Annotated in this window: 13 protein-coding genes and 1 tRNA gene; 9 read left to right on the top strand and 5 right to left on the bottom strand. The window is 68.2% G+C overall.

The genetic code is table 11. The features are described from left to right. Position 1 precedes the first annotated feature (1 nt). Complete coding sequence (gene argS / locus C566_RS0117695) at positions 2–1,666, bottom strand: arginine--tRNA ligase (RefSeq protein ID WP_018775691.1); 1,665 nt, start codon at positions 1,664–1,666, stop codon at positions 2–4. 207 nt (positions 1,667–1,873) lie between these two features. Between argS and C566_RS0117690 the strand changes: the two genes are divergently transcribed. The 4 genes from C566_RS0117690 to C566_RS0117675 all read left to right on the top strand — a co-directional run bounded on the left by C566_RS0117690 (position 1,874) and on the right by C566_RS0117675 (position 5,076). Next, positions 1,874–2,311 (top strand): FMN-binding protein, encoded by a 438-nt coding sequence (locus tag C566_RS0117690; protein ID WP_018775690.1) that lies wholly within the window; start codon positions 1,874–1,876, stop codon positions 2,309–2,311. Positions 2,312–2,333: 22 nt separating this feature from the next. Then, positions 2,334–3,206, top strand: coding sequence for an FAD:protein FMN transferase (locus C566_RS0117685; RefSeq protein WP_018775689.1), 873 nt, complete (start codon positions 2,334–2,336; stop codon positions 3,204–3,206). After that, positions 3,203–4,804 (top strand): FAD-dependent oxidoreductase, encoded by a 1,602-nt coding sequence (locus tag C566_RS0117680; protein WP_018775688.1) that lies wholly within the window; start codon positions 3,203–3,205, stop codon positions 4,802–4,804. Before C566_RS0117685 ends, C566_RS0117680 begins: the two co-directional genes overlap by 4 nt. 199 nt (positions 4,805–5,003) lie before the next feature. Continuing rightward, positions 5,004–5,076 (top strand) — tRNA-Arg (locus C566_RS0117675). Positions 5,077–5,251: 175 nt separating this feature from the next. On the opposite strand, the gene C566_RS22175 is transcribed toward C566_RS0117675, so the two are convergent. Further along, positions 5,252–7,126, bottom strand: a complete 1,875-nt coding sequence (locus tag C566_RS22175) for a hypothetical protein (RefSeq protein ID WP_155846931.1) — start codon at positions 7,124–7,126, stop codon at positions 5,252–5,254. Positions 7,127–7,547: 421 nt separating this feature from the next. Between C566_RS22175 and C566_RS0117665 the strand changes: the two genes are divergently transcribed. Both C566_RS0117665 and C566_RS0117660 read left to right on the top strand, forming a co-directional pair. After that, positions 7,548–8,621 carry a M4 family metallopeptidase gene (locus C566_RS0117665; protein WP_018775686.1) on the top strand — a complete coding sequence of 358 codons (1,074 nt, stop codon included), beginning with the start codon at positions 7,548–7,550 and terminating at the stop codon, positions 8,619–8,621. Positions 8,622–8,664: 43 nt separating this feature from the next. Beyond that, on the top strand, positions 8,665–8,961 hold the full coding sequence (locus C566_RS0117660) for a protealysin inhibitor emfourin (protein ID WP_018775685.1): 297 nt from the start codon (positions 8,665–8,667) through the stop codon (positions 8,959–8,961). Between the two features lie 10 nt (positions 8,962–8,971). Here C566_RS0117660 and C566_RS0117655 read toward each other — a convergent pair whose 3' ends face one another. After that, on the bottom strand, positions 8,972–9,937 hold the full coding sequence (locus C566_RS0117655) for a GlxA family transcriptional regulator (protein WP_018775684.1): 966 nt from the start codon (positions 9,935–9,937) through the stop codon (positions 8,972–8,974). Positions 9,938–10,018: 81 nt separating this feature from the next. On the opposite strand from C566_RS0117655, the gene C566_RS23015 reads away from it, so the two are divergent. Both C566_RS23015 and hrpA read left to right on the top strand, forming a co-directional pair. Next, entirely contained in the window at positions 10,019–10,186 is a 168-nt protein-coding gene (locus tag C566_RS23015; protein WP_018775683.1) for a hypothetical protein, read from the top strand. 158 nt (positions 10,187–10,344) lie between these two features. Next, positions 10,345–14,397, top strand: coding sequence for an ATP-dependent RNA helicase HrpA (hrpA, locus tag C566_RS0117645; RefSeq protein ID WP_018775682.1), 4,053 nt, complete (start codon positions 10,345–10,347; stop codon positions 14,395–14,397). Between the two features lie 57 nt (positions 14,398–14,454). Here the strand turns inward: hrpA and C566_RS0117640 are convergent, their stop codons facing one another. Together C566_RS0117640 and C566_RS0117635 are read right to left on the bottom strand one after the other, a co-directional pair. After that, a complete protein-coding gene (locus C566_RS0117640) occupies positions 14,455–14,883 on the bottom strand; it encodes an HIT family protein (RefSeq protein ID WP_018775681.1) in 429 nt (142 codons plus the stop codon). Next, a complete protein-coding gene (locus C566_RS0117635; RefSeq protein ID WP_018775680.1) occupies positions 14,880–16,052 on the bottom strand; it encodes an NAD(P)-dependent alcohol dehydrogenase in 1,173 nt (390 codons plus the stop codon). The genes C566_RS0117640 and C566_RS0117635 overlap by 4 nt, the downstream gene beginning before the upstream one ends. A 290-nt stretch (positions 16,053–16,342) precedes the next feature. Between C566_RS0117635 and C566_RS0117630 the strand changes: the two genes are divergently transcribed. Then, the coding region (locus tag C566_RS0117630; protein WP_018775679.1) for a DUF222 domain-containing protein at positions 16,343–17,497 on the top strand (1,155 nt) is incomplete at its 3' end.

Here is a 17,497-nt window from a genome sequence, read left to right as displayed (position 1 = left end):
GTTACATCCGTTCCGGCGCCGAGACGCCCAGCAGTTCCAGTCCGTTGGCCAGCACCTGGCTGGTGGCGTCGTTGAGCCACAGCCTGGTGCGGTTGGTGTCGGTGATGAGTTCCTCGCCCTGGGGGGCCACGCGGCAGGCGTCGTACCAGCGGTGGTAGGCGCCGGCGATGACTTCGAGGTGGCGGGCCACGCGGTGCGGCTCGCGCAGCTCGGCGGCCTTGGCCACGATCGAGGGATAACTGCCCAGGTGCGAGAGCAGCTCGTTTTCGGTGGCGTGGTCCAGCAGGGCGGCGTTGAAGCTGTCCTTGCCGTCCACTCGGCGCTCCACGCCGGCGGCCACGGCATTGCGGGCGGCGCCGCGGGAGCGGGCGTGGGCGTACTGGACGTAGAACACCGGGTTTTCGTTGCTGTGCTTTTTCAGCAGCTCCGGGTCCAGCGTCAGCGGCGAATCGGCGGGGAACCGGGCCAGCGAGTACCGGACGGCGTCCTTGCCGAGCCAGGAGATGAGGTCCTTGAGCTCGATGATGTTGCCGGCGCGCTTGGACAGCTTGGCGCCGTTGACGGAGACCAGCTGGCCGATCAGGACCTCGATATTGACCTCGGGGTCGTCCCCGGCGGCTGCCGCGATGGCCTTGAGCCGGTTGATGTAGCCGTGGTGGTCGGCGCCGAGGAGGTAGATCTTCTCGGTGTAGCCGCGGTCCTTCTTGGACAGATAGTAGGCGGCGTCGGCAGCGAAGTAGGTGGGTTCGCCGTTGGCGCGGACCATCACGCGGTCCTTGTCATCGCCGAAGTCGGTGGTGCGCAGCCAGACTGCGCCGCCGTCGTCGAACACGTGGCCCTGTTCGCGCAGGCGGGCGACGGCGTCTTCGATCGCGCCGGCGTCGTGGAGCTCCTGCTCGGAGAAGTAGACATCGAAGTCGACGCCAAACTCGGCCAGCGTCTGCTTGATGTCATGCATCTGCGCCTTGTAGGCGGCGCCCCGGATCACCGGCAGGGCCGCCACCTCAGTGAGTTCGCGGATGTCCGGATGCTCGGTGAGCACCTCGTGGCCGAGGTCCGCGATGTACTGGCCCGGGTAGCCGCCCTGGGGCACGTCCTGGCCGTGAAGCCTGGCGAACACGGAGTTCGCGAACACGTTCATCTGGGACCCGGCGTCGTTGATGTAGTACTCGGCAGTGACGTCGGCACCGGAGGCCCGGAGGACGCGGGCGATCGCGTCGCCGAGGGCCGCCCAGCGGGTGTGGCCGATGTGCAGCGGGCCGGTCGGGTTGGCCGAGACGAACTCCATGTTGACCACGTGCCCGGCGAGCGCGGTGTTGGTGCCGTAGTCCGCACCGGCCTCGACGATCGCCTTGGCGAGCGCACCGGCGGCCGCGGCGTCGACGGTGATGTTCAGGAAGCCGGGGCCGGCGATGTCCACCGCGGACACGCCGTCGATCGTCTTGAGCCGGGCGCTCAGGACGGACGCGAACTCCCGCGGGTTGGTGCCCGCCGTTTTGGCCAACTGGAGGGCGACGTTGGTGGCCCAGTCCCCGTGGTCCCTGTTCTTGGGGCGCTCCACGCGCACCTCATCCGGGATGTCAGCCGCGGAGAGGGCTATGTCACCGGCGGCGACGGCGTCCTTCAGGCAGGCGGATATGGCGAGGGAGAGTTCTTCTGGGGTCACACTTCTAGCCTACCGGTGGGCCCGGAGTGTGGCGGAATCTGGCGCCCGGCATGACGGCGGGGGCCGGTTCCGGGAAGACCCAAGGTCGCCAATGCCCCGCGCCCAGGGTGAACCGTTACCCTGAATTCAACGTCTGCAAGCCTGTCATGCCTCCACATTGTCCGCTGTTTGTTCGCTGTCCGATCCCCGCACAGAATCGAGTCCCGCATGAATACCGCCTTCCGCAAAAGCGTCCTCGTCGGCATTGCCGGCCTCTCCGTGGCCGGAACCGCGGCCGGCTGCGCCCCTTCTGCGCAGGCCCCGGCCGCCCAGGGCGCGCCCCCGGCATCCGAGTCCGCTGCCGGTACCGGCTCCTACAAGGACGGCACGTACAGCGCTGACGGGAACTACACCTCCCCCAACGGCACCGAGACCGTGGGCGTGGAGCTGACCCTGGCCGGCGGTGCCGTGTCCGACGTGAAGATCACGCAGCACCCCTCGAATCCGAACACCCGAAAGTTCCAGGGCGAGTTCGCCGGCGGCATCCAGTCCCAGGTTGTTGGCAAGAAGCTCGACGAAATCAAGGTTTCCAAAGTGGCCGGATCCTCGCTGACCAGTGGCGGCTTCAACCAGGCCGTGGCGAAGATCAAGTCACAGGCCCAATAGCGCAAACGAGAACAGAGGAATCGTGGCGCATCCGGGCTGGGCGCACTTCAGCTTTGACGGGATCGGGACCCGCTGGGAGATTTCCACGCCGTCCCGCCTCTCCGACGGGCACCGCCGTGGCCTGCTCGCCGCGGTGGAGGAGTACGACGCCGCGTGGTCCCGGTTCCGTCCCGATTCGCTCATTGCCGACGCAGCCCGGACGCCCGGCCGCATTGAGCTGCCCGCCGAAGCGGCCGCCCTGGGCGAGCTGTACGGCACCCTGTACCGGCTCACCGAGGGTGCGATGACCCCGCTCATCGGCGGGAGCCTGGAGCGCCTGGGATACGACGCTGCCTACACCCTGAGCCCGGGCGGTGCGCCGCTTCCCGCGCCGCGGTGGGAGGATGTGCTGGACTGGCAGGGCACCGCGCTGACAACCACGGCTCCGGTGGTGATCGACGTCGGCGCGGCCGGAAAGGGGCAGCTGGCCGACCTGCTCTCCGCCCGGCTCCGGAACGGCGGCTGCGCCGAGCATTTCATCGATGCAAGCGGGGACCTGCTGAATCCGGGGCAGGATCCTGTGGCGGTTGCCCTTGAGCACCCCTACGATCCCACCCGGGCCATCGGCACCGTCCAGCTGGGGGCCGGCGCCCTGTGCGGTTCCGCCGCGAACCGGCGGGCCTGGGGTGACGGGTTCCATCATGTCCTGGACGGCACCACGGGAGCGCCGGTGCGTACCGTCGTCGCCAGCTGGGCCATGGCCGGGACCGCGATGGTGGCCGATGCGCTGGCCACTGCGTTGTTCTTTGTCGACGGTCCGCGGCTGGAGCAGGAGTTCGAGTTCGCCTGGCTCACGGTTTATGCGGACGGGCACGCGGAATATTCAGCCGACTTTGAAGGGGCCCTGTTCTCATGACTGCCATCACCACCGCCGCACTCGGCTCGAGGCTGGACACCGCCTTGGGCCGGCTCACGATGTACCGGCTGGTGCTGTGGGTCCTGGCCGTCCTGGCCGGCTACAGCCTGCTGCTCAATGTGCTGGGCTGGCTGACGTTCGGGCTGCCGGAAATGCTGGCCCATCTGGCCTTGTGCCTGGGCCTGACGTACGCCTCCAGCCAGGGGCTGGGCGCGCTGTTCCATGTGCGGCCGCACACGGAATCCTCGCTCATCACCGGCCTGCTGCTGTACTTCCTTTTTTGGCCGAGCGAGCTTTTTTGGCCCAGCCAGCCGACCCAAGGCCCCCAGCTGGCGGAATTCGCCGGCGTCGCCCTTGCCTGTGTCCTGGCCTCGGCCTCGAAGTACGCGCTGGCCTGGCGCGGCCGGCACATCTTCAATCCGGCCGCGGCCGGCGCGTTCCTCGCCGGGCTGACCGGGCTCAACATTGCCACTTGGTGGGCCGCGACGCCGGCCATGCTCTGGCTTGTGCTGCCGGGGATACTGCTGGTGCTCTACCGGACCCGGAAGTTCGCCATGGCCGCCGTCTTCACCGTGGTTGCCGTGTCCATTGTGGCCGCGGATCTGCTCCGGGCCGGAATGGAGCTTCCCGAGGCCCTGTGGCAGACGCTCGCGCAGCGTCCGGTGATGTTCTTCGTCGGGTTCATGCTCACCGAGCCCCTCACCCTGCCCCCGCGGCGCTGGCAGCAAGTGGCGCTGGCCGCCGTCGTCGGGGTGCTGTTTGCCGTCCCGTACAACCTGGGGTTCGTGGCCAATTCCCCCGAGCTGGCGCTGCTCGCGGGCAACGTGCTTGCCTTCGCCGTTGGACAGCGGGGCGGGGTCCGGCTGAGGTTCGTCGCGAGCCGTCCGCTGACGCCCACGACGACGGAATTCAGCTTCCGCCCGGAGCGTCCGGTGCGCTTCGCTCCCGGACAGGCCCTGGAGCTGCACCTGCCCCCGGACACGGCCGGAGGCACTCGCGCCGCCAGGGGCGATGGGAAGGCCCCCGGCAAGGGTGATGGCAAGGGAATCCGGCGCGTGTTCAGCCTGACCAGCGCACCCGGAGCATCCCTGCTGACGATCGGGGTGGGGACGGCCGAACCGGTGTCCTCAGCCAAGCGCGCGCTGCTGGCCCTCGAACCGGGCGACGGACTGACCGCCACCATGGTCAGCGGCGATTTCGTCCTGCCCCGGGATCCGGCCACCCCCGTGCTGCTCATCGCGGCCGGAATCGGGATCACCCCCTACATGGCCCAACTGGCCGGGGCACCGGCCGGGGACCGCGACATTGTCCTGCTGTACCTGGCCAAGAGTGCCGCCGAACTGGGCTATGCCGAGGAGCTGCAGCGCTCCGGGGCGCGCATCCTGGCCCGGCTGGCCGACGGCTCCGCGCCGCCGGCCACCATGGAGGACGCAGGCGCCAGAAGGATTGACGCGGAGGCCCTCAAGGATCTGGTGCCGGACATCGGCGGCCGGGAAGTCTTCGTCTCCGGCTCGCCCGCCAGCGTGCGTTCGCTGCGGGCCGCGGCCCGTGGTGCGGGCGCCCGCCGGGTGCACGTGGACTCCTTCACCGGCTACTGAGGTGACGGTGCGGCTACTGAGCCGGCCAGGGAGCGGTTACGGGGCGGCCGGCCAGTTCCCGGATTCGTCACGCATCTCGGGCCGGGTTAAGACGCGCCCGACGCTGCTTGACTCCACAAATGAGTGCCGATTTTCCGTTGGAGGCCACCTTCCTGCTAAGCTCTAGGACGTCCCGCCGGTAACGGCAGGAACCCTGACTGCCCTCGTAGCTCAGGGGATAGAGCGTCTGCCTCCGGAGCAGAAGGTCGTAGGTTCGAATCCTATCGAGGGCACAGAAGAAAACCCCGCCACTTCAAGGAAGTGGCGGGGTTTTTGCTTGTCTGCTTGACAGGGAATTTCCCTGCAGGCTATCGGAGCAAATGGCTAGCGCGCGTCGTCGGCATGCATAAGACTCAGCACCAGATGATCCGGGGGCTAGGTTCGGTTCATCAGTGGGAGGCACCTGGGTTAGCTGGCGATGCGCGCCCCGCTGGTCCGGGAGACGGTCGTGTAGCCGAACCGGGAGCCGGTGACGCGGACGGTGAGCTTGGTGCCCTTGTCGGCGGTCCGGACCTTGTAGGTCGAATACCAGGCTCCGGAGATCGGGACGCCGTTGCGCAGCCAGCGGTACGTGAAGGCAGTGCCCCAGGTCCAGGTGCCGCGCTTCACGGTGAGGACGTTTCCGGCCTTGACGGTGCCGGCAATCGTCGGCGTGGCCGACGTCAGGGGCAGACCCGCCACTCTCGCCGAGGCGTTGAGCGTCTGGTACCTGCCGCCCGTTGCAGTCGGGTTCACGTTGACCGAGAGCTTCGTGCCGGCGTCGGCCTTCGTCAGGACGTAACTCCAGCCGTAGGCTCCGGCGATCTGGACGCCGTCGCGCAGCCACATTACGTCCGAGGTGATCCCTGCGCGGTCATACCAGGGGTCGGGAGTCAAGGTCACCTTCGACCCGACGGTCAGGGTCCCGCTGATGGCCCGTGTCGACTCACGCACGGTCACGGGCTTGGGCGCTGTGACTTTTACCCAGGCGGTGGTGTAACCCGGGGCAGAGGCGGTCACAAGGACGGTGAGGGTCGTGCCAACTTGGGGCTGGTCCGGGGTGAAAGTCGCTCCGCTGACCGGTTTCTCCCGGCCTGGGACCACCCAGTCGTAGGTGACGGTCAGTTTATCGGCCGCTACGGACCAGGTGCCGGCCGTCACCTTCATCACAGAGCCGGTCACGGCGGTCCCGGTCACGACCGGCTTGGTGACGTTCGTCAGCTGCTTCAGCTCCACCCCCGCGGCCGCCGGCACGGCCACCCGGTTGGAGTAAGGGTGGGTGCCGTCGTATCCAAGTTCGTCGGTCCTCAGGACCAGGGTATGGCCCTGGTCCGCGGCCGTGACCGTGTAGGTCAGCCCGGTGGCTCCGGAAATCGCGACGCCGTCGCGCAGCCACGTGAAGTGGTGCTCGAACGGTCTGAAAGACCAGGGAACATCATCAGCGCCGGTGAGGACGTCCCCCAGGCCGGTGCCGCCGGTGACCACGGTGGCGGGAGTGGGGTTGTAGTTAGAAACGTTTTCCGCTTTGGAGGTCCCGGTGGCCGGATTGAACCCGGGCGCGTGGCCGGTGACCCGGACGCTGAGCAGCCCCGTCGGGCCCCACCCCGTCGTGTCGAACATTTGCGCGGTGGCACCCGGGATGGGCGCGCCGTCGCGAAGCCACTGGTACTGGCGGTGGACGTCCGGAGCGCCCTTAAAAATCCCGCCACCGTACACGAGCACGCCGGGCATATCCGGGTTGGTGCTCGGTGTAGCGAAACTAACGCTCTCCGCAACGAGAGACGGGACGGCGCCGCCGGCGTTCGTGACGGGGGCGGTTTTAGCGGACTGCAGGGTCGCCGTCGCATAGCCCGGGGCTGTTGCCGTGGTCTTGACCCGGATGCCCTTGTCGAGGTCCGCCGTGGTGAGCAGGTAGGTGGGGCCGGTGGCACCCGGGTCGGGCACGTCGTTGCGAAGCCACTGGTGCGTGAGCGTCGCGTCCGTGGGATCCCAGGTGCCGTCAACAACGGTCAGGGTACTGCCGACCTGGAGGGCGCCCCCGATGCCGGGGGTTCCGTTTTTGCCGGGCACCACGGCGCCGCTGACCGTAACCGGGTACGGATGCCCGTCCGGCGCCGTGCAGAATCTGACGGAGTCGGCGACCGGGCCACAGGGATCGGCGGGGGCTGGCGGAATGGCATGCATGAGTTCATCGGCCTGGGCCGGAACGGCGAGACCGGAAAGCGACAGCGCGGTAAGCGAGAGCACTGTAAGTGCCCCGGCGATGCCGAGACGGATGGCCTTGTTCTTCAATTGTTCCCCCAAGTCTTTGAGCCGGCTCCCCGGCTCCCCCCGTCGCCGAGCATAGTGCCCAGACACCGCGTTCGGCAATGATTGCGCAGGTCAGGGCGCAGGGATGATGTCGCCGCTCATCGCGCCTACGTGTCGGAGGCCGGTGGTAATTTCCGAGACATTAGAGCGCGAAGCCAGCCACGTGGCCGTCCAACATCAATTGTGGATATGTCATACCGGCACCTGGAAGGTGCCGGTATCGGGACGCTGGCGGTCAGGCTGGGGGCCTGCCCGGCGCTGGACCAATTGGCGAGGTTTTTTGTGCCCTGGATCCCGCCGAAAGACCGCGGAAATCCAGCGGCTTTTCCCCTGCCGATTGTCGGTCCCCCCTCGTAGGCTGTTTTCATCGGTGGCGGGCTACCCTGCCGGCTCCGAAGCATGAAGGGGGTCTCAAGTGTTCTTCTCAACTGTGTACTGTTCCATCGTTCCGCCCTACTTGCTCCGCCGGTTGGCCGCGCAGCGCGAGCCGGAGCTCTCCAGGGCGGCCCGCGCGGCAAAGGAAGCCCTGCAGCACGTCCCGAGCTTCCACGCCTCCCGCGCGGTGGCCCGGCCCGGCAGTCATCCGGGCCTGCGGGAAATCAAGCCGTCCCCGCCGGAACGGACGGTCTACGACGCCAAGTCCGCCGAGAAGCTGCCCGGGAGCGTGGTCCGCAAAGAAGGCGAACCGCCCACCGGCGATCCTGCCGCCGATGAGGCCTATGACGGGCTGGGGCACACCCACCGCCTCTACGCCGAGGCCTTCGGACGCAATTCGATCGACGGCAAAGGCCTGCACCTCGATGCCACGGTCCACTACGGCCGCCTGTACGACAACGCGTTCTGGGACGGCCAGCAAATGGTCTTCGGCGACGGTGACGGCCAGGTCTTCGAGCGGTTCACGAAATCCTTGAGCGTCATCGGCCACGAGCTCACCCACGGCGTGACCCAGTACTCTGCCGGGCTGGTCTACCGCAACCAGGCCGGAGCCCTGAACGAATCGATGTCCGACGTCTTCGGGGCCCTCGTTGAGCAGTATGTGCGGAAGCAGTCGACGGCGGAAGCCAGCTGGCTGATCGGCGAAGGCCTCTTCACCGACCAGGTGCAGGGGGCCGCCTTGCGTTCCATGAAGGCACCCGGAACGGCATACGACGACGACGTGCTCGGCAAGGACCCGCAGCCGGACTCGATGGACGGCTACGTGCGCACAAGCGCGGACAACGGCGGCGTGCACATCAACTCCGGTATCCCCAACCGTGCGTTCTGTCTGGTGGCCACGGCCCTCGGCGGCAATGCCTGGGACGCACCGGCACAGATCTGGTACGAGACGCTGACGGGCGGCACGCTGTCCCCCACTGCCACGTTCGGTGCCTTCGCCAAGGCCACTGCCGCCTCTGCCAAGGAGCTTTTCGGCGAGGATTCCAAGGAACATGACGCCGTGCTCTCCGCGTGGGAAACTGTGAAGGTCAAGTTCCCGGGAGCCCGGCGATAAGCCCAGCCCCTGCAGATCCGAGTCCTATGAAGGTCCGAGTCCGATGAAGATTACTGTCCAGCGCAGTGGCGGCGTGGCCGGAATGAAAAGGACGTGGACCGTCCGACCCGAGCCGCCCGAGGACACCGACCGGTGGCAGCCGCTGATCGAGGCCTGCCCCTGGGACGACGTCGCCGGGATCAGCGGGACATCCGGCCAGCCGGACCGGTTCATGTACAGCATCCGGGCCGATCAACGCCGGGCGGTCCTGCCCGAGCGTGAGCTGACGGGCCCGTGGCGCGACCTCGTCGAATGCGCCCGGGCCGCGGCCGAGGAGTCGGCGCCGCCGGGCTTTGGCTAGCCGTCGCCCCCTATGCCGTGGCCAGGTGCCCCCGGAACGTGCGCCGGTAGGACTGCGGGCTGGTGTCCAGCGCCTTCGTAAAGTGGTGCCGCAACAGGACCGAATGCCCGAACCCGGATTCCCTCGCGATTTCATCGATATTGAGCTCTGTGGTCTCCAGCAGCTCCTGGGCGCGGAGCACACGCTGGGAATTGAGCCAGGCCGCCGGGGTGGCCCCCGTTTCCGCACGGAAGCGCCGCGCGAACGTCCGCGGCGACATATGGACCCTGGCCGCCAGTTCGTTGACCGCGTGTTCCTCGTCCAGGTGCCTGACCATCCACTGCAGCAGCTGCTCCATGGGCTCCGAGCCGCACTGCGGAATGGGCCGGTCGATGTACTGGGCCTGGCCGCCGTCCCGGTGCGGCGGGACCACCATGTCCCGGGCGATGGCGGCGGCCACCTTGGCGCCGAACTCAACACGGACCAGGTGCAGGCAGGCATCAATCCCTGCGGCCGTGCCGGCACTCGTGATGATCCGGCCGTCTTCGACGTAGAGGACATTTTCATCCACCAGCACGGCCGGGTATCGGCTGGCCAGCTCCGGGGAGTAATGCCAGTGCGTGGTGCATCGCCGGCCATCGAGCAGGCCCGCCCGGGCCAGGGCGAAGGCACCGGAACAGATGGACATCACCCAGGCGCCCCGGGCATGGGCCGCCCGCAGCGCTTCCAGGACGGATTCGGGAACGTCCTCGTCCCGGCCGTACGGCGCCATCACCACCAGGTCTGCGTCCGCGGCCGCTTCCAGCCCGAGACCGACGTGCATGGACAGACCGGATTTGAGCGGGACGTCACCCGGTTCGGGTGCGCAGACGCGGAAATCGAAGGCGGGCACGCCGTTTCCGCGGTCCGAGCGGTCGATGCCAAAGACCTCGAACGCGGTCGCGAACTCGAAGATCGAGAAGTTGGGAACCACGATCATTGCCACTGATTTGATCATGATTCCAGTGTGGCAGAAATTATAGCTTTTTGGTCATTTCTGCCACTTTTTTTAGTTCCTGGACGGGAGAACCATAGAGGTATGGAACTCCTCGGAATCGCCGTTATCGTCCTGATCATCGCCGGCCTCGCCGCCACCATTTCCGCCCTGCGGAAGGACGGCCTCGGTCATACCCCGCCCGTCCGCTCGGAAGAGTACTGGATGGCCCGGGACCTGCCGAGCGTCAACTACACCCTGCGGATCTTCTGAGTCCGCGCACGTTTCGTCCACCCGCCCATCGGGCCCGGCTCATCAAGCCGGGCCCTCAACATGCGCCGGGCCTGCACAGGTTCTGCCTAAGCGGCCGGACCGGACATCCGCCGTCGCCACCCCAGCGGACAGTCCGCCCCAGTAGACTGTCTCCAGCCATGACATTCCATATTTCCTACCCCGCCGAGCTACCGGTTTCCGAGCGCCGCGAAGATCTGATGGCCGCCATTGCGGCCAACCAGGTGACCATCATCGCCGGCGAGACCGGCTCGGGTAAGACCACCCAGATCCCCAAGATGTGCCTCGAGCTCGGCTTGGGCGAGAAGGGGCTGATCGGCCACACCCAGCCCCGCAGGCTCGCGGCCCGCACCGTGGCCGAGCGCATCGCGGAGGAACTCGGCGTCGAGATCGGCCAGGAGGTGGGCTTCCAAGTCCGCTTCACCGGCGAGGTCAGCCGGTCCACCAAGGTCAAGCTCATGACCGACGGCATCCTGCTGGCGGAAATCCAGCGCGACAGGCTGCTGCGCAAGTACAACGCCATCATCATCGACGAGGCCCACGAACGCAGCCTCAACATCGACTTCATCCTCGGCTACCTCAAGCGCATCCTGCCGCAGCGCCCGGACCTGAAGATCATCATCACCTCGGCCACTATCGATCCCGAGCGCTTCGCCAAGCACTTCGGCACCGAGGAAGAGCCCTCCCCCATCATCGAGGTCTCGGGCCGGACCTTCCCGGTGGAAATCCGCTACCGCCCGCTCTCCCAGCCCGCCGGCGGCGCGGCCGGCGCCGAAGACGGAGAAGGCTCAGCCTCGGACGACGAACTCGAGGAGGACCGCGACCCGCTCGATGCGGTGTGCGACGCCGTCGACGAACTCGCCCTGGAAGCCCCCGGCGACGTACTCATCTTTTTCTCCGGCGAGCGCGAAATACGCGACGCGGCGGAGGCCCTCAACGCCCGCATCCAGTCCAACCGGCGCCTGGCCGGCACCGAGGTCCTTCCCCTCTTCGCCCGGCTGAGCCTGCAGGAGCAGCACAAGGTCTTCCACCCCGGCAGCAAACGCCGGATCGTGCTCGCCACCAACGTCGCCGAAACCTCGCTGACGGTCCCCGGCATCAAGTACGTGATCGACACCGGCACGGCCCGGATCTCGCGCTACTCGCACCGGACCAAGGTCCAGCGCCTGCCGATTGAGCGCGTCTCCCAGGCTTCGGCCAACCAGCGCTCGGGCCGCTGCGGCCGCGTCTCCGACGGCATCGCGATCCGGCTGTACTCCGAGGAAGACTTCGAGTCGCGGCCGCTGTTCACGGACCCGGAGATCCTGCGCACCAACCTCGCGGCCGTGATCCTGCAGATGACGGCCATGGGCGTGGCCCGCGGACCGAAGGATGTGGAGAACTTCCCCTTCGTCGAGCCGCCGGATTCACGCGCCATCAACGACGGCGTCAGCCTCCTGCGCGAGCTCGGCGCCCTGAGCGCTGCGCGCCCGCAGGAAGAAACGGGCGACGGCGACGGCCGCCGGCCGGCGGGCGCTGCAGGCAGAAACGGCGGCGGGCTCACCGCCGTCGGGCAGCAACTGGCGCAGCTGCCGGTGGACCCGAGGCTCGGCCGGATGATCGTGGAGTCCGGCAAGCACGGGTGCGTCCGGGAAGTCATGATCCTCGCGGCCGCGCTGACCATCCAGGACCCGCGCGAGCGCCCGACGGATAAGCAGCAGCTCGCCGCGGAGAAGCACGCCCGCTTCCGGGACGAGAACTCGGACTTCACCGGCTACCTGAACCTGTGGAACTACCTGCAGGAGAAACAGCAGGAACTGTCGTCCACGGCGTTCCGCCGGCTCTGCCGCACCGAGTTCATCAACTACCTGCGGGTCAGGGAGTGGCAGGACCTGTTCGCCCAGCTCCGCCAGCTGGCCCGGCCGCTGGGCATCAGCCTGGACAACAAGCGCCTGGCCGATCCCGTGGGCAACCACGACGGCATCCACATCAGCCTGCTCTCGGGGCTGCTGAGCCACATCGGCATCCTCGACGAGCGCAAGCGCGAGTATGCCGGTGCCCGCGGCAGCCGCTTCGCGATCTTCCCGGGATCGGCCCTGTTCAAGAAGTCACCCACGTTCGTGATGGCCGCCGAACTCGTGGAGACGAGCCGGCTTTGGGCCCGCGTCGCGGCGAAGTTCGATCCGCTTTGGGCCGAACAGGTGGCCCCTGACCTGGTCAAGCGCAGCTACAGCGAGCCGCACTGGTCCAAGAAGATGGGCGCGGTGATGGCCCACGAAAAGGTCACCCTGTACGGCGTGCCCATCATCCCGAGCCGGCGCATCAACTACGGCAAGGTGGATCCGGAGCTCTGCCGCGAGCTCTTCATCCGGCATGCCCTGGTTGAAGGCGACTGGCAGACCCACCACAAGTTCTTCCACCGCAACCGCGCCCTGCTGCACGAAGTCGAGGAGCTCGAGGCCCGGATGCGGCGCCGTGACATCCTGGTGGACGACGAGACACTGTTCGAGTTCTACGACGCCCGGATCGGCGCGGAGGTCGTCTCGGAGCGGCACTTCGACAAGTGGTGGAAGGACGCGCGGCAGCAGGATCCCACGCTGCTGGACTTCGACCAGTCCCTGCTGATCAGCGAGGACGCCGCGGCCCTGGATGACTCGGCCTACCCCAAGACCTTGCTCCACAAGGGCTTCGAGCTGCCGCTGAGCTACGAGTTCCACCCCGTCGCGCCCGGTTCGCCGCCAAATCCGTCCGACGGCGTCACCGCCGAGGTCCCGGTGCTGTTCCTGAACCAGCTCGACGACGCCGCGTTCCGCTGGCTGATCCCCGGGCAGCGCGTGGAGCTCGTCACGGCGCTCATCAAGTCGCTGCCCAAGCAGATCCGCAAGAACTTCGTTCCTGCCCCGGACGTGGCCCGCCAGGCCGTCGCGGGGCTGGAAGCGGACTTTGATCCCGCCACGGACGAGCTCGAGCCGTCGCTGGAACTCGTGCTGCGCCGGATCCGCGGACAGGTCATTCCGCCGGGCTCCTGGAACTGGGACGCCGTGCCGTCGCACCTGCGGGTCAGCTTCCGCGTGGTGGATTCCCGCGGCAAGTTGCTCGATGAGGGCAAGGACCTGAACGCGCTGCAGGAGCGGCTTGCCCCGGCCACCCGCCGGGCCATCGCGGAATCCCTCGGTGCCACTCCGGGCACCACGGCACCCCAATCCAGAGGAAACGGCACGGCGAGGGGTAAAGCCGGCGCGGACGGGAAGGGCACGGCGAACGGCAAGGATGGCGCGCGTTCGTCGCGGGCCGGCACATCCCCGTCGGCCGCCCCGGCCGCTGCCGCAGCCCCGGGCGGGTTCACCGAAATGTCCGGGCTCAAGGACTGGACCTTTGGAACCGTCCAACGCCAGGTCCAGGGAACCGTTGGCGGGCACACTGTCACCGGCTATCCGGCCCTGGTGGACGAGGGAACTTCCGTGGCGCTGCGGCTGTTCCAGACGCCGTCGGAACAGCAGGAAGCCATGCGCGGCGGGGTCATCCGGCTCCTGGCCCTGAAAGTGCCGCCGCCGGACCGCTATGTCCTGGAGCACCTGAACAACACCGAGAAACTGACGTTCAGCCAGAACCCGCATGGATCCGTGGCGGCGCTGATCGCTGACTGCGCCCTGGCCGCGATCGACAAGCTCACGCCGGCCGGGCTGCCGTGGGACGAGGCATCGTTCAAGGCGCTCTACGAGAGTGTCCGGGCGGAGCTGATCGACACGGTCTTCACGGTCACCGCCGTCGTCGAACGCATCCTGGCCAGCACCCGCCGGATCGAAAAGCAGCTCAAGGGCACCACCAGCCTGGCCCTGATCAGCGCGCTCAACGACGTCAAGATCCAGCTCGAGCAGCTGGTCTATCCGGGTTTCGTGGCACGCACGGGCTACGCCCAGCTCAGCCAGCTGCCCCGCTACCTCGCGGCGATCGAAAAGCGCCTCGAGAAGCTGCCGGGCAACGTCCAGCGGGACGCCCAGCACATGGCCGCTGTCCAGGCGCTGGAGGACGATTACGACGACGCCGTGTCCGCGCTGCTGCCCGGGCGTCGGGCCGGCGCGGAGTTAACCCACGTGCGCTGGATGATCGAGGAACTGCGGGTGAGCCTCTTCGCCGTCGAACTCGGGACGGCTTATTCGGTGTCCGAGAAGCGCATCCGGGCGGCGCTGAACAAGGTGCTGGCACCGGCGTAGACCCTGGGGGTGCTGCGCCAGCGCCAGCTTCTGGTGGCCGGGAATGTCCGGAGAGACTTAGGCGGCCGGAACGTGCTCCGCATGGCCGGCCGCGCGGAGGCCTTCGCGGAGCTTCTCCGCGTTGGCGTCCAGCCTGGCCGGATCCGGGTGGTGGTCCGCCGAACCGAAATCAAAGTCCGCCATCGAGTTCGATGGCCACACGTGGACGTGCATGTGGTTGATTTCGTAGCCGGCCACGATCAGCCCTGCCCGGGCGGCGTCGAACACCTCCACCTGGACGGCGCCGATCTTACGGGCAACCTCCATGACCCGGCCTAGGACCTCGGGCGAGGCGTCCGTCCAGCGGTCCACTTCCTCGGTGGGCACCACGAGGGTGTGGCCGTGGGCCAGCGGGCCCATGGTCAGGAACGCCACGACGTCGTCCTCGCGCCAGACGAAGCGGCCCGGGATCTCGCCGTTGATGATTTTGGTGAAGAGAGTGCTCATGCGTCCGCCTTTTCTGCCGGGGACCCCAGGGTGCTGACGTCCAGGACAAAACGGTACTTCACGTCGCCTGCCACCATGCGGTCGAAGGCTTCGTTGAGCTGGTCTGCGCCGACCACCTCAACGTCGGACACAACGCCGTGTTCGGCGCAGAACTCCAGCATCTCCTGGGTCTCGGCGATGCCGCCGATCAGGGAACCCGCATATGCGATCCTGCGGCGGATCAGCGCGCCGGGGTTGACGGGCGGCATCGCTTCGGCGGGCAGGCCCAGCTGGAACAGCACGCCGTCCAGGCGCAGGGTGCGGAAGTAGGGGTTGAGGTCGTGCGGTGCGGCGACGGTGTCGATGATGACGTCGATGCTGCGGTTCGCGGCCTCCATCGCAGCCGGGTCGGTGGAGAGGATGACGTCGTCGGCGCCCAACTCGCGCGCCGCGGCGAACTTGTTCTCCGACGTCGTGAAGACCTTGACCTCGGCGCCCATGGCCTTGGCGATCTTGACGGCCATGTGGCCGAGGCCGCCCAGTCCGACGACGCCGACGACGTCGCCTGCCTCGACCTCGAAGTGGTTCAGGGGCGAATACGTGGTGATGCCGGCGCACAGCAGGGGCGCCGCGGCGGCGGGGTCCAGGGCCTCCGGCACCCGCAGGACATAGTGGCGGTCCACCACGATCGAGGTGGCATAGCCGCCCTGGGTGATGGCGCCGTCGTTGCGGGCGTCCTTGGCCCCATAGGTTCCCACCGCGGCTTTTTCGCAGTACTGCTCGAGGCCGTCCAGGCAGCTCTCGCACTCGCGGCAGGAGTCCACGATGCAGCCCACGCCCACGCGCTCACCCACCGTGAAGTCGTCGACGGCGGAACCGAGCCGGGTGACCTGGCCGACAATCTCGTGGCCCGGGATCAACGGGTACGTGTCGCCGCCCCATTCGCCCCGGGTGGCGTGCACGTCCGAGTGGCACAGTCCGCAGAATTCGACGGCGATCTCGACGTCGTCCGCCTTCGGCGCCCGTCGGGACACGGTCAAGGGAACAAGTCCGCTGTCCGGTGCGGTGGCGCCGTAGGCAGCGGCGAGGGTGGGGCCGGTGGTCTGCGCGGCGCTGTCCGCGGCGGCGGTAGTGGCGGAATCCGGCAGCGGCTTGGCCAGCGGCGGGGGTACGGGACGTCCAGGTGTCATACGTTGACGCTACCCCCGGTCCCGGCATCTATTCCACTTTGGGGTGGCTCGCTGGCGACGGCTCGTCATTCAGGTCGGACACATTGCCCAACTGGTCGTGCGTCAACGAACTGGGAGCCTAGGGACGCCGTCCGAGCAACTGGCCGGAAGGCCGGATACTCAACTGCCGCCAAGACGTCCGCACCGACAGCCGCCATCATTCGCTAACGAATCGGCCGCCGCCGGGCAGTTGGCACCCCGGGCAAAACCCCGCAGCCATTATTGTCAGGGGTCCCTGAAACACTGGATTCATGGACGGCAATCATGGGCCCGAAGTGGTTCCGGCAGGACACGGCGACACCGGCCTCAGCCGCGCCGGGAGCCGCGCGGGCGCAGCCGGCCTGCTGGGCGCCGGACCGGGCGCCATGGACACGGCCGTCTCGGACCTGGCGGGCCTGCTGGCCGCCGGACCGGCCGCGGACAGTGCCGGGATCATCGACCGGATCCGGGAACTGGAAGACCAGAAATCCGCCGCGTCCGCGGAACAGGCCCGGCTCGCCGTGGCCTTCGACCTGCTCCAGCGCCGCGACCAGGCCGCCGCCGGGGTCCCGGCCGAGAAGATCGGCGCCGGGATCGGCGCGCAGCTCGCCCTCGCCCGGCGCGAATCCCCCGCCAAGGGCGGCCGGCTCCTCGGCCTGGCCAAAGCCCTCGTGACCGAAATGCCCCACACCCTCACCGCCCTGCAAACCGGGCAGCTCAACGAATGGCGCGCCACCCTGCTCGTGCGCGAAACCGCCTGCCTGACCCCCGCCGACCGGGCCGCCGTCGACACCGAACTCGCGCCCGACACCGGAACGTTCGCCGGCGCCGGGGACCGGTCCCTGGTCGCCGCCGCGAGGGCCGCCGCGTACCGGCGTGACCCCCGCTCCGTGACCGAACGTGCCGCGCACGCCGTCTCCGACCGGCACCTCAGCCTCCGCCCGGCCCCCGACACCATGTGCCACCTCACCGCCCTGCTGCCCGTGACCGCCGGCGTCGCCGTCTACAAGGCCCTCACCGTGCACGCCGACACCCTCCACGCCGCCGGAGACAGCCGCACCCGCGGGCAACTGATGGCCGATGCCCTGGTCGACCGCACCACCGGCACCCCCGGCGGGATCAGCGGCATCGAGATCCAGGTCATCATGACCGACCGCACCCTGTTCCAGGCCGACGCCGAACCCGCCCGGCTCCCCGGCTACGGCACCGTCCCCGCCGGCTGGGCCCGCACCCTCATCAACGGCACAAAGGCTCAAGACAGCACATTCGGCGTCGGTTCACCCGAACAAGGGCAAAGTGGTAACCGGGAACCCGGCGAGTCAACCGGCGGTCCCCCTCACCCGGGCGGGACCGCCGGGAGCGACGATGACCGCGCGTTCCGGCTCTGGCTGCGGCGGCTCTACACCCACCCCGGCACCGGCGAGCTC

The organism is Arthrobacter sp. 131MFCol6.1 (genome assembly GCF_000374925.1).
Taxonomy (GTDB): Bacteria; Actinomycetota; Actinomycetes; order Actinomycetales; family Micrococcaceae; genus Arthrobacter.
Note: the sequence above shows the minus strand (reverse complement) of the source record. Positions and strands in the feature narration are given on the sequence as shown.